This is a genomic window from Streptomyces flavochromogenes (genome assembly GCF_000717595.1).
Classification (GTDB): Bacteria; Actinomycetota; Actinomycetes; order Streptomycetales; family Streptomycetaceae; genus Streptomyces; species Streptomyces flavochromogenes.
The window spans coordinates 224,345-237,360 of record NZ_JNZO01000007.1 but is presented as its reverse complement, the minus strand read 5'-3'; the positions used below and the strand labels follow the sequence as shown (position 1 = coordinate 237,360).

General features: G+C 75.0%; 8 protein-coding genes. 5 read left to right on the top strand and 3 right to left on the bottom strand.

Going from position 1 to position 13,016, the window contains the following annotated elements; translation table 11 throughout:
• Positions 1-390: 390 nt before the first annotated feature.
• Entirely contained in the window at positions 391-1,803 is a 1,413-nt protein-coding gene (locus IF00_RS0111000) for an FAD-dependent oxidoreductase (protein WP_030316867.1), read from the bottom strand.
• Between the two features lie 205 nt (positions 1,804-2,008).
• On the opposite strand from IF00_RS0111000, the gene IF00_RS0110995 reads away from it, so the two are divergent.
• The 3 genes from IF00_RS0110995 (at position 2,009) to IF00_RS0110985 (ending at position 3,746) form a co-directional block, all read left to right on the top strand.
• Positions 2,009-2,503 (top strand): Lrp/AsnC family transcriptional regulator, encoded by a 495-nt coding sequence (locus IF00_RS0110995; RefSeq protein ID WP_030316865.1) that lies wholly within the window; start codon positions 2,009-2,011, stop codon positions 2,501-2,503.
• 75 nt (positions 2,504-2,578) lie between these two features.
• The gene (locus IF00_RS0110990; protein WP_030316863.1) at positions 2,579-2,974 is read left to right on the top strand and encodes a TOBE domain-containing protein; all 396 of its coding nucleotides are present in this window, start codon (positions 2,579-2,581) and stop codon (positions 2,972-2,974) included.
• A 139-nt stretch (positions 2,975-3,113) separates the two neighbouring features.
• On the top strand, positions 3,114-3,746 hold the full coding sequence (locus tag IF00_RS0110985; RefSeq protein ID WP_030316861.1) for a DinB family protein: 633 nt from the start codon (positions 3,114-3,116) through the stop codon (positions 3,744-3,746).
• Between the two features lie 54 nt (positions 3,747-3,800).
• On the opposite strand, the gene IF00_RS0110980 is transcribed toward IF00_RS0110985, so the two are convergent.
• On the bottom strand, positions 3,801-5,861 hold the full coding sequence (locus IF00_RS0110980) for a SpoIIE family protein phosphatase (RefSeq protein WP_030316859.1): 2,061 nt from the start codon (positions 5,859-5,861) through the stop codon (positions 3,801-3,803).
• 370 nt (positions 5,862-6,231) lie between these two features.
• Between IF00_RS0110980 and IF00_RS0110975 the strand changes: the two genes are divergently transcribed.
• Positions 6,232-7,881: a hypothetical protein gene (locus IF00_RS0110975; RefSeq protein ID WP_030316857.1), complete on the top strand. Its 1,650-nt coding sequence runs from the start codon at positions 6,232-6,234 to the stop codon at positions 7,879-7,881.
• A gap of 53 nt (positions 7,882-7,934) precedes the next feature.
• Positions 7,935-9,782, top strand: a complete 1,848-nt coding sequence (locus tag IF00_RS0110970) for a serine/threonine-protein kinase (protein ID WP_245234478.1) — start codon at positions 7,935-7,937, stop codon at positions 9,780-9,782.
• On the opposite strand, the gene IF00_RS0110965 is transcribed toward IF00_RS0110970, so the two are convergent.
• A complete protein-coding gene (locus tag IF00_RS0110965) occupies positions 9,764-12,964 on the bottom strand; it encodes a helix-turn-helix transcriptional regulator (RefSeq protein WP_030316853.1) in 3,201 nt (1,066 codons plus the stop codon). The two genes, IF00_RS0110970 and IF00_RS0110965, sit on opposite strands and share 19 nt — an antisense overlap.
• Positions 12,965-13,016: the final 52 nt, after the last annotated feature.

The window sequence follows — 13,016 nt, the reverse complement described above, 5'->3', positions numbered from 1 at the left end:
GGGCGGCTCCTGTTCGAGGCGTGACGCGGCGGGGGGGGGGAGGCGGGGGTGCGGGGGCGTGAGGCGGGGGCGCGGCGGTGTGGGGCGTGAGGCAGGGGGGGGTGGGCTTGGGCGGCCATGCGCACGTCGGCGCACCGCCGGCGACCCGAAGGGCACGATACGGCAGACATCGGGCGCGGCGACGACGCGGCGCCAGGCACCCGGGGCTGTCCTCTCACGCCCTCCGTACCCGCGAACAGGCAGGTCGGACGGGCACGAGGCGACTCCGTTCGCGCCGCCCGCCGTCGCCGCGCGCGGGCCGATTCGATGGCCGATCACGCGCTCCCTGATACACGGCGGATACAAACCCGTGCGGCTGTCCCGGGCACGGCACCTCCCCTGCCCGCCGGCTCAGTCCTCCGTCAGCGCGCGCGTGGCCGGGCCCTGGAGGACGCTGCCGTCGGCGGCGAAGCGGGAGCCGTGGCAGGGGCACTCCCAGGTCTGCTCGGCCTCGTTGAAGCCCAGCTCGCAGCCCATGTGGGTGCAGCGTCGGGCCGTCCGCCGACCCGCCACGCAGTGGCGCGCCACCGTGGACTGTCGCCGTACGACCCCGGGAACCTCGCGGACCGGCAGGTGGCGGCGCGGGTCGACGAGTTCCGTCCAGGCGGGGCGCGGCGCGCCCGTCACGTGCGCGGCAAGCAGGCGGCCGGCGGCGACGCCGTTGCTGAGGCCCCATCCGCCGAAGCCGGTGGCGAGGTAGACATGCTGGGTGTCCGGGTGCTCGTGGCCCACACAGGGCATCCCGTCCGGTGTGTGGACGTCCTGCGCCGCCCACCGGTGGATCTCCGTCGCCTCGGCGAAGCCCGGCAGGTGCCCGCGCGCCCACGCCTCCAGGCTGTCGTACCGCTCGGGCACGCCCCCGCTCCCCGGCTCGAACGCCTCGCCCGCCACGATCAGCAACCGCCGCCCCTCTCCCAGCGGAGCCGTACGCACCGACCGGACGCCGTCGTCGAACGTCACGAACATGCCGTAAGGGGCATGGCGTTCGTCCACGGACGCGGCGACGACGAGTTCCCGGCGCACCGAGAGGCGCACCAGGAGGCTGCTGTGGCAGCGGAGCGGGAAGTGGGTGGTGAGGACGACGTCCCGGGCGTGGACCGTGGCTCCGCCCTCCACCGTGAGACGGCATTCGGCGCCGTCGTGGAGCCCGGTGACGCGCGTGCCCTCGTGGAGGCGACCGCCCCGCGCGACGAAGTCGTCCGCCAGGCCGAGCAGGAACCGGCGCGGGTGGAACTGGAGCTGGTCCTCCACCCTCACGGCGGCCACGACCGGGTACGGGAGCCCCGTGTCGGTCACCGTCGTCGCCCGCAGACCCGCTTCCTCGGCGGCGTCCGCCTCCTCGTGGATGTCCGCCGCACTTCCCTCGTCGACGGTGTACGTGAAGGCCGGCCGGTGTTCGATCTCCGCGTCGACCCCCAGTTCCACGCAGTCCCGCACCACCTGGCGCAGGGCGTCCTCCTGGGCGTCGGCGTACAGGGCGGCGCCCTCCGGGCCCCGACGGCGGCGCAGGCGCGCGTAACAGAGGCCGTGCAGGGAGGTCAGCTCGCCGGCGGCGTGCCCGGTCACGCCGGCCGCGATCCGGCCGGCCTCCAGGAGGACCACGTCCGCCCCCGCGCGGACCAGATCCCGGGCGGTGGACACGCCGGCGACACCGGCGCCCACGACGACCACGTCGGCGGAGAGATCACCGTCCAGGGGCGGGTGCGCGGCGTCGGGCGGCGGCGCCGACGCCGTCCAGTACGAGTTCCCGGATCCGCGTCGCATGGTCGCTCCTCTCCGCGGCTGCCCGGTGGACGGCACGCGGTACCCCTCCTCGGGAGATACCCGGAGCCGTCTGGCTCAGTCGCCTTCCGGCCACCGCCGTATGCGCGGAGGGGCCCTGGAGGAGCGGATTCCGTACCGGAATGAAACGATTCCGAACCCGGGTACCCCCGTACCGCACCGAAGGAACCGAGGAGGACCGCCGCGTATGGCCGTGGACGAGCTCGACACCCGGATCCTGCGGCTGCTCATCGAGCAGCCGCGGACGAGCGTGCGTGAGTACGCGCGGATCCTGGGCGTGGCGCGGGGCACCGTACAGGCCAGGATCGATCGTCTGGAACGCGACGGGGTGATCACCGCGACCGGTCCCGTCCTCTCTCCTGCCGCGCTGGGGCACCCGGTGCTCGCCTTCGTCCACGTCGAGGTGACCCAGGGGCACCTCGACGAGGTCGGCGACGCACTCGCGGCCGTGCCGGAGATCGTGGAGGCCTTCTCCATCACCGGTGGCGGCGATCTGCTCACCCGGGTGGTCGCCCGCGACGCCGGGCACCTGGAGGACGTCATCCAGCGACTCATCCAGCTGCCCGGGGTGGTCCGCACCCGTACCGAGATCGCGCTGCGGGAGCGGGTGGCCCACCGGCTGCTGCCGCTGGTCGAGGCGGTCGGGCGACGGTCGGGCGGCGGGCGGATTCCCCCTGAATGACAACGCTTGTCCAGGACGATGAGATATGCGCCCTTTCCTTGCATATAAGAGCCTCGGGGGCCTAATCTCTCGCACATGCAGTCCTACACCATCGGGCAGGCGGCACGCCTGCTGGGCGTGAGCCCCGACACCGCACGCCGCTGGGCCGACGGCGGGCGGTTCGTCACCCATCGCGACGAGAACGGCCGACGCCTCATCGACGGCCGCGACCTGGCCGCCTTCTCGGTCGAGGTCGCGCAGAGCGGCCAGGGCGACGACGACGTGGCGTACACGTCGGTGCGCAACGCGTTCCCCGGCATCGTCACGGCCGTCAAGCTCGGCGACATCGCCGCGCAGGTGGAGATCCAGGCGGGTCCGCACCGGCTCGTCTCGCTCCTCACCCGTGAGGCCGTCGAGGAATTGGGTCTCGAGGTCGGCATGCAGGCCACCGCCCGCGTGAAGTCGACGAGCGTGCACATCGACCGGATCTGATCCCGCCCCTCGCTCCACCCGACTGCCCGCCGGGCCCGACCCCGCTTGTCACCCCGCCCGGCTACCCACCGGGCCTGACCCCGCCCGCCTCTCCTCACCGGCCGGCCATGCCCCGCCCCTCTGCGATCCGGAGCCCCCGATGGCGATACCCGCTCGGCTCGTCCCCCTCCTCGGCCAGTTCGACTTCGCCCGCCGGCGGCTGACCGACCGCATGGCGGGGCCGGTGAGGGACAGCGGGAACGGTACGGACGTCGAGGTCGGTCCGATGACCGACGCGGAGTACCTCTGGGAGCCGGGGCCCGGCTGCTGGTCCGTCCGACACCGCGTCGAAGGTCCCGGGCCGCGCGCCACCGTGCTGACCGGCACCGAATCCGGCGACTGGGGCAGGGACGCGACCCCGGCACCCCATCCGGCACCGCCGCCGTTCACGACGATCGCCTGGCGGCTGAGTCACCTCAGCGAGCTGCTCGCGCTCCGCGCCGACCACACGAACGGCAGCCACACCCTCACCCGCGACGACTACACGATCAGCGGGGACGTCGCGACGGCCGTCGCCGCGTTCGACACCGCCGCCGGCGCCTGGCGGGACGCCCTGCTGTCCGCCGACGACAAGGCGCTCGACACCGTCGGGTACAGCACCTATCCACACGGCAGCGATCCCGAGGATCCCTTCCTGGAGACCGTCTGGTGGGTGAACCAGGAACTCCTGCACCACGGGGCGGAGATCGCCCTCCTCCGTGACCTGTACCGGCTCCGGCACGCGGGAACCTGAGCCCGGCGCGCCCGGACGAAGCCGAGGCGAACCCCCTTCCCCCGTACGCGATCGTCAGCTGGTCGTCCGGGCGAGCAGTATCGCCACGTCGTCCTGCGCGGGCGCCGCGAGCAGCTGCTTCAGGATGTCGTCGCACAGCTCGTCCAGGGGGCGGTCGAGGTGCCTGAGCGCCCGGCCCAGCTGTCGCATCCCCTCGTCGAGGTCGCGGTCGCGGGCCTCGATGAGGCCGTCGGTGTAGAGGACGAGCAGCCCGCCCTCGGGCAGGGCGACCTCCTCGGTCCCGAAGTCGTGGGCGCCCGTGCCCAGCGGGGTTCCCGGCGGTCCGTCGAGGAAGGTGATCGTCCCGTCCGGAGTGGCCACGGCCGGTGGTGGATGACCGGCGCGGGCGATGACCCAGCCGCCGGTGGCCGGGTCGTGGACGGCGTAGACGCAGGTCGCCATCGTGTCCTCACCGAGGTCGGCCACGACGGCGTCGAGGGAGCTGAGCATCTCTGCCGGCGGGATGTCGTGGCGGGCCAGGGTCCTGACCGCTGTGCGCAGTTGACCCATGACCGCGGCCGCGTGGATGCCGTGGCCCATGACGTCACCGATGACAAGACCCGTCCTGCCGCCGGGCACGGTGATGACGTCGAACCAGTCGCCGCCGACGTCATGGGCGCTCGCGGGCAGGTAGCGGCCGGTGAGTTCGAGCCCGGTGACGTCGGGCAGCGCGCTGTTGGTGAGGCTGCGCTGAAGGGTGAGGGCGGCCTCCCGCTGGGTCGTGTAGAGGCGGGCGTTGTCGATGTTGAGGGCGGCCCGGGCCACGACCTCGTCGATGAGGACGCAGTCCTGCGCGTCGAAGGGCTCGCGGGTCCGCAGCCGGGTCACCGTGACCGAGCCGAGCACCTTGCCGCGGGCCACCATGGGGATGAGCCGTGCCGACCCTATGCGGGTGGCGAAGTAGGTGCGGAGCGCCTCGGTGCGCGGGTCGGTGAACAGGTGCGGGATGTCGGACGTGAAGAGGTTCGTGGGCCGGCCGCGGGCGACGACCCCCTCGTACACGGAGTCCAGCGGGATCTGGAAGGTCTGCCCCGGGACGAGCAGGGACGTGGGGGCCGTGGGGTCCGGGAAGCGGGCCGCGAGTCGGCGGAGCACCCCGCGCGTGGAGGCGACCGGGTCGTCCGGTTCGAGGACGGACTCCAGCATCTGGACGTCCGCCGAGTCGGCCAGCTGCGGCACGAGGAAACGTACCGTCTCCTCGGCCGTCTGCTGCAGGTCCAGGGTCGTGCCGATCCGCGCCCCGGCCTCGGCGAGCAGGGCGAAACGGTGGCGGGCCCGCTCGACCTCGGTGTGCGCCTCCTGGCTCTCGGTGATGTCCACGAGGGACGCGATGAGTCCCAGGGACCGCCGGTCGGTGCGGTCGATGAGCGGGGCGTACGAGCAGGACCAGATGTGGTCGCGGTCGGGGTCGGCGGGGGTACGTCCGACGCGGCGGGCGTCGACGACGGCGTTCCCGCTCTCCATGACCTGGCGCATCAGGGATTCGAGCGAGGCGGCGTTGACGCCGGGCACCACCTCCGTGAGGCGGCGGCCCACGTGCTCGGCGGCCCCCACCCCGTTCATCCGGGCCAGGGCGTCGTTGACCCTGAGGAACCGCAGGTCGGGGCCGAGCAGGGCGAGACCGATCGGCGACTGGGTGAAGAGGCTCTCCATCGCCGCGAGGTTCTCCCGCATGCGCAGGACCTCCGAGGTCTCCACCGCGATGAGCATCGCGCCCGGCCGGCCCTCCGGGTCGGCGGCGGGCACGATCCACATCTCCATGGCGATCGTGTGGCCGTCGCGGTGCAGGACGGGGAGGGTGCCGACCATGGTCTCGCCGGCCTGGACGCGATGGGTGAGCCGTTCGGCGAGTTCACGGTTGTCGTCGGGGACGAGGAGGGGCGTGGCGAGCCGTCCGATCGCGTGCTCGGGGCGGTGGCCGAGCAGATCCTGGGCGGCGAGCGACCACTCGACGATGCGACCCTCGGCGTCTTCACGCCACAGGGCGATCGGGAGCAGTTCGCGGAGCACACCCGCGTCCCCGACGGCCGCCCGGGGCGGCTGCGGAACCCTGCTCGACGACTCGTGAGTCTCCAACGCATCGACCTACGCATCGGCCCGGCCCCGGGGGGCGCATTCCCTATCGAATCACCCTAGCCGAGTACCTGGGGGCGGGCGCTGCGTTGTGCGGCCGAACGATGGGGTGAGGAGGGAGGCGGCGGGGTCGGGGTGAGAGGGGGGAGGGGACACCGGGACATCGGATTCCGTAGTTCTACGGATGTGCGGGCGGCTCGGGGCTGCGAAAGTCGGTCCGACCTCTGTGTACGCGGGTTCCGCCGGGTGCCCGGCCCTCTCCCGCCCCGTTCCTTGCCTCCTCCCCTGTCTCCTCGCATCTCTCGCTCTCCTCGTCCTCTCCCGTTCCCCCGCTTCGTCCCCTCCCGTCCCCTCTCCCCGGAGCACCCCCCACATGAGCAGCCGCTCGCCCGACGAGTTCCGCCTCGGTGTGCGCCCGTACGACCGGCGGGCCGGTACCGGCGACGAACCGGAGGATCCGCACGAGCTGCTCCACCGGGCCCGGCGGCTCACCGCCCATGGGCACCCCTGGGCGGGAAGTGCCTGGGAGCGTGCCGCGACAGCCCTTCAGCGCGCGGGTGGGGCCCTCACTCCCGGGGACCACGCCGACGCTCTGGACGCGACCGCGCTCGACTGCCGGGGCGCCGCGCGGCCGGCTGCGGGGCCGCTCTTCTTCCGGGCCGCCGACCTGCACGAGCAGGCCGGACAGCGGGGCAAGGCCCTGGTGTCGCGGGCACGTGCGCTCGTCGCGGGTCCGGGCCGCGGAGGGACGGCCTGCGCCCGGCTCGCGGAGCTGTGCGAGCGGGCCACGGCACTCCACCGCATCGGGCAGGCCGAGGCCGCCGAGACCGCGACGGTGCGTCTGCTGCACCTTCGGGCCCGCGCCGATCTGCTCGACACCGCACCCGACCCGACGGCCGAGGCAGCCGCCCTGCGCGAGGAACTCACCCGGCTGATCGCCTTCGCCGCACCGCACCGGGCGGATCCCGCCGTCCTCGGCGTGCTCGCCGACACACGGGCGCTGCTCGGCCGGATCGCGGCGCCGGACGACCCGGCCGCCGCACAGACCCATCTGAGGGCGGCACTCGACGACCACCGGGCCGGGGGCCGGCTGTGGCCCGCCACCGAACATCGACTCCTGCTCGCCGCCGTACTGCGGTCCACCGGCGCGCACGAGGAGGCGGCCGCACTCCTGCGAGCCGCCCTCGCCTCCGGAGTGACGGGCGCGCCACTGCGGGCCGCCGACCGGGCCCGTCTCTGTCTGGCCCTGGCACGGACGCTCTCCGGGTCACGCGATCAGGAGCGTGCGGCCCGGGGAGGGAAGGAGGAGACGGCGGAGGAGGGCGGCGAGCGGCTGTCGCTGCTCGCCGAGGCCGTCCGTCACACCGAGGGGCCGGCGCAGGACGTTCGCGTGGGCGCCCTCGCACGGCTCCTGCTCGGTGTCGCCCACGCGGAGCGCGGCCACTACGGCAAGGCCCTCGGCCTCCTCGAACAGGCGCTGACCGGGTTCGCGGAGGACGGCGACACGACGGCGCGCGTACGGGCCCGGGCCTGGCTCGCCGAGTGTCTGCTGCACCTGGGCGAACCCGGCCGGGCGGCGCGGGAGTACGCGCTCGCCGCGGCGGAGGCCCGGTCGTGGGGCGACCCACGCCATGGCGCGGCGCTGGGCCGGCGGACGGCGGAAACGCTCGGCCCGGCCGGATCGTCCGGGAAGACGGCCCACGCGGGCCAGCCGGATGCCGGGGGCGCCACCGCGCTGCCGGAGGAGACCCACCGTCCGGAGACGGCGGGGACCCACCGCCCGGTGCCGGAGGTCCACGGCACGAGCGGTACGGTCGACGCCGACGCGAAGGCCGCGACCGAGGCCGAGGCGGAAGTCGGTGCCCCGGCCGGGGGCTCGCGGGGGCCGTGGCCGGGCTTGCGTGCACTCCCGGAGCCGTTCGGGCCGCCGGCGTGCTACCAGGTCGACGTGTACGGCGAAGTGGGCGGGGCAGGGCCGCAGGCCGCCACCGCCCCGGGGACCCGAGTACAGGGGTGCGAGTGAACAGAGTGATCGACGGCCGCTTCGAGCTGGTGGAGCGGCTGGGCGGCGGCGGCATGGGAACGGTCTGGCGAGCCCGCGACCTGGTTCTCCACCGTGACGTGGCGGTCAAGGAGGTGCGCCCGCCGGATCCCGCGCACGCCGAGCACGACGTCGAGGGAGCCCGGACCCTGCGCGAGCGTGTCCTGCGCGAGGCGCGCGCCCTCGCCCGGATCGACCACCCCAACGTAGTGACCATCCATCACATCGTCGACGCCGGCGAGGGCACCTACCCGTGGCTCGTGATGGAGCTGGTCACCGGCGGATCCCTCCAGGACCGGCTCGACCGGGGCTCGATGACTCCGGTCGAGGCCGCCACGCTCGGCCGCGAGCTGCTCTCGGCCCTGCGGGCCGCGCACGAGCGGGACATCGAGCACCGCGACGTCAAGCCCGCCAACGTCCTGCTGCGCCCCGACGGGCGGCCGGTGCTCACCGACTTCGGCATCGCCGCGATCCGCGAGTCCACCGTCCTGACGGCCTCGGGCTCGATCATCGGCTCGCCCGACTACATGGCGCCCGAGCGGATCCGCGGCGGTGGCGGCAGCGGTCCGGCCGCCGACCTGTGGTCGCTCGGCATGGTGCTGTACGTGGCGGTCGAGGGCCATCACCCGCTGCGCCGGGAGAACACGCTCGCGACGCTGGCGGCCGTTCTCTCCGACGACGTGCCGCCCCCGCGGCGCGCGGGCGAGCTCACCGGCCTCCTTGCCGGGTTGCTGGTGCGGGAGCCGTCCGCCCGCCCGGACGCGGAGGAGCTCGACCGCGCGCTCGCCGCCGTCACGTCACCGGATCCGGCCGCACGTCCGGCACTCCGTCAGGACGCCGACGCGGTACGGGGCCGAGCGCCGGCTCCCTCGAACGGGGCGGGCGCGCAGACCTTCGGCCGGCCGGGTGCGGCGGGCGACGGCCGGAGCGGGGCGACGTCGTTCCACCTGGCGCCTCCGGTGGGCCACCCGGTACCTCCGGCGGTCTCGGGTGCGGGTCCGGCGGTCTCGGGTGCGGGTCCGGCGGTCTCGGGCGCGGGCGCGGGTCCGGCGGTCGCCGCGACGGCGTCGCAGGGCGCCTCGCCCACCGATGCTCCCCCGTCGGCCGCGCATCCCGCGGCCGATGCCGTGTTCGCCCCCTCCGGTGGCTTCCCCGCGACCGCTCCCTCCTCCGCCTCCGCGGCCCGTGCCGCCGGCCGGCGGCGGCGTCGTACCGCCCGGCTCCTGGGTTCCGCCGCCGTCGTGGTGCTCGCCGTGGGGATTCCCGTCGGCGCCATGACGTGGGACTGGCGGCCGGACGACCCGGGAAGCGGCCCGAGCAGCGCGCCTCCGTCGCAGCAGGGGCCGGTCGCCCAGCGGCCCGACGCGTCGAGCACACCGACGTCCACGTCCACGCCGTCGCCGGAGGCGTCGACGGACGTCGAGCCGGTGAAGGGCAGTCTGCTGACGCCCGCCGGGGTCCGGTCCGCCATCGCCGCGATCAAGGAGGCGTCGGGCGGGACCATGGTGACCAGCTTCGTCGTGTACCCCGACTACGCGATCGCCGAGTCACTGGTCAAGGGCAGTACGAAGCGGTACGACCGGTACATGTACCGGGGCGAGGACGCCGCCGTCCGCCAGGGATCCGGCACGGCCTTTCCCGGCTCGGTCCCGACCGACCTCAACGACTTCGACTGGGACGTCCTGCCGGCACTGATGAAGCGCGCGGACAAGGAACTGGGGGTCGACAAGCCGACCAGCCGCTACCTCGTCATCACCCCGCCCTCGTCGGTCTTCGGGACCAAGGCCGGCATCAGCGTCTACCTGTCCGACGCGTACGGCTCCGCGTATCTGAGCGCGGACGCGAAGGGCCGGGTGACGGCGACCTATCCCCGCGAGAACTGACCCTCACCGACGCCGTCCCTGACCACGAGGGAGGCGAGCGCCGCCCGGGTCTCCACTCCCGTCTTGCGGTAGACCCGGGCGACATGGCTCTCGACCGTGCGCGGGCTGAGACAGAGCCGGGCGGCCACGGCCTGGTTGGTGAGTCCTTCGGCGACCAGCACCGAGATCTCCCGTTCCCTCGGGGTGAGGACGGCGAGCCTGCCCCCGGCCGCGCCCTCCGGAGGTGCCGGGCGGGTACGGTCGGCCAGATCGACCAGCATGCGGGCGCCTCCCTCGACGGCCAGTCGTCTGCCTCTGCGCCACTGGGCGGCGGCCGCTGTCCCGTCGCCCGCCGCATGCGTCTGCGGCGCGGCGAGGAGCAGACTGTGGGCCTCCCGCAGGACGGCCCCCGAGCGGGCGCTCTCACGTGCCGCGTCGGTGAACGCCCGTGCGGCGGACGCCGATTCGCCGCGCCGAACCAGGACCTGCCCCCAGGCGCGCAGCGCGGCGGCGCGCTGTACGGGCAGCCCGAGCGGCTCCGCCTCCGCGAGGGCCCGGCGGGCGACCCGCTCGGCCTCCGCCGGGTCTCCGGTGGCGAGGGCCGCGCCCGCGAGCAGTTCGAGGTATCCGGGGCGCAGCGAGGGCTGGAGCCGGGAGAGGTCGCGGTCGCCGCCCGCACGCACGAGCACCTCGCGCACCCGGTGCGGGTCGCTGTGGAGCGGCACGGCGAAGCCGAGCAGGGAGCGGGTCTGGGTGGCCCACCAGCCTTCCGCGGTCCCCACCGTGGCCGCGGCCTCCTCGGCGGCGGCCGAGGGCTCGGGATCACCCAGGGGCCGGGCGTGGAGGAGGACGACGGCCCGGATCGCCCCGCTGAAGCCGACGAGTTCGGCACCGCCCAGAGCGCGGGCGACGGCGAGTGACTCCTCGGCCAGGTCGAGCGCGGCGCCGACCCTGCCGGTCAGCAAGTGGACGTACGCCGAGCAGAGCAGCAACTGCGAGAGCGCGAAGGGCCGTCCGGCACGCCGGGCCATCCCGATGCCGCGGGTGGCATGGCGCTCCGCCTTCCCGTACTCCTCGAGGAAGACCTCGGTCCAGCCGAGTCGTACCAACGACTCGGGATGGGCGGCCAGTTCGCCGTCGGTGACGGTGTCGGTGAGGGCCGCGGCCTCGGTCGCGTGGACGCGGGCGGCGGCGGTGTCGCCCTCGTACACCTCACCGAGCGCGGCCAGGGTGAGCACCTCCGCCGTGCCCGCCTCGTCGTGCCGCGATCTGGCCTCTCCGAGGGTTCGGGCGACGACGGACCGGACCTCGGGGTACCGGGCGGCGAAGAGGGCCCGGCAGCCCCACTCGACGACGAGCCAGGTCCTCAGGTCGGGGCGGGGGCCGGGGGTGCGCTCCAGCTCCCGGCGGAGCAGTGCGTCCGCCTCCGGGTAGCGGCCGAGGTGGCGCTCCATGAAGGCGCAGAGCAGGACGGCGGAGGTCCGCAGCTCGGCCGTGTGCGGCGCACGGCAGGTGTCGATGAGGTGGTGGAGGAGGTCCCTGCTCTCCGCCACCCGGCCGGCGGCTCCGAGGGCCCGGGCCCGTCGGAGCGTCAGGTCGCGCCAGGCGGCACGGTGCTCGGCGGTGTCGGGGAGCAGCGCGAGGACGGCACCGAGCCAGTGGGCGGCGCGCGCGGGGTCGGCCGCGCCGATCCGCTCGGCGGCCTCGACCAGCTCGGCGGCGGCGTCCGGGTCCCAGACCGTCACGGCGTGGACGAGGTGCGGAGCCCGCTCGGTCACGGACGCCCCGGCGGCGGCGAGCGCGGCGGCCGCCCGCCGGTGCAGCTCGCGGCGGCGCCACGGGTCGAGCGTGCTCCGGACGAGCTCGGGCAGGGCGGGGTGGCGCAGCACGAGGATCCGCCCGTCCTCGTCGGTCCGGACGAGGTCGCGACGGGTCAGCTCTCCGAGGACGTCGCCCAGGGTCATGGCGGCCGGAGGGCCGGGCGGGTGCGGCGGGACCGCCGGGGGCGGGGAGACCGGGTGGGCGGCGACCGTGGGCGGGGACACGGCGGCGGCGAGCAGCTCGGCCGTGGCGCGTCCGTCGAGCACGGCGAGCGCCTCGACGACCGCCCGCTGCGCCCCGTCGAGCGGGGCGAGTTCGTCGAGAACCACCGCGACGGGCCCGGTCCCGGACGCCCCTCCGCCCTGGATACGCGCGTGGGCGAGGGCGCGGTGGTAGAGCGGGTTTCCGAGGCTGACGGCGTGGACCTCACGGGCGAGGCCGGTCGGCAGCCCGGGGACGAGCCCCTCGGCGCACTCGTCCGGTGTCAGAGGTCCGAGGGCGAGCCGGGCGAGGTCTCCCGAGTCGGCGGCACGGGCGAGCGCGGAGGCGAGCGCGGGCGTGGTCTGACGCTCGCGGCGGGCGAGAACGAGCAGGACGGGCGACCGGAGCGGATGGCGAAGGAGATGGTCGACGAGCGCGACGGAGGCGGGGTCGGCCACGTGAAAGTCGTCGAGTGCGAGGACGAGGACGGGGCCGCCCGCCGGAACCCGCCGGAGCGCCGCCACGATGCGCCGCAGCCGGGCCGCGTCACCGCCATCGGACCACGCGGCCTCCGCGCCGAACGCTCCGCCGGAGGCGCGGAGGCCGTCCGGGGCACTGACGACGCCGCCCGGGGCCGTACGCGCCGACGTGCCCGAGGCGACCGCGGGGCTCGGGGGCGTCGGTCCGGCCGCAGGGCTCGGGGGCGTCGGTCCGGCCGTGGATCCCGTCCCGGCCGGAGAACCCGCCCCGTGGTCCGCGCGGGGCGCCGCCGGTGTCGACTCGACGAGATCGGCGAGGGCTGACAGGGCCGGGGAGAGAGCGCGGTCGTGGTGATCCAGGTCCGCGAAGGCGTCCGCGAAGGCCTGGAAGGCCGGGCTCGGTTCCCGGCCGGAGACGGTGGAGCCGCCGGGGAGGACGGATCCGGCGGGGACGACGAGTCCGGCCGGGACCGCGGGTCCCGCGCGGCCGCGGAGGACCGTCGCCCCGTGCCGCCTCGCCCGTGCCGCGAACTCGGCGAGGAGCCGGGACTTGCCGATGCCCGGCTCGCCCACGACCTCCACGACCGCCGGGCCCCTGCCTTCGGCACGGTGACGCAGTGGCACGTCGAGCCGGTCGAGTTCGCGGGCCCGCCCGACGAAGGGCGCACGGCCGGCACTTCCCGGATCGGCGAAAGTGTCCACGTGCGGTCCCCCTCGTGCGGTCGTTCTCTTCCCCGCTCCCAGTTGTACGGCA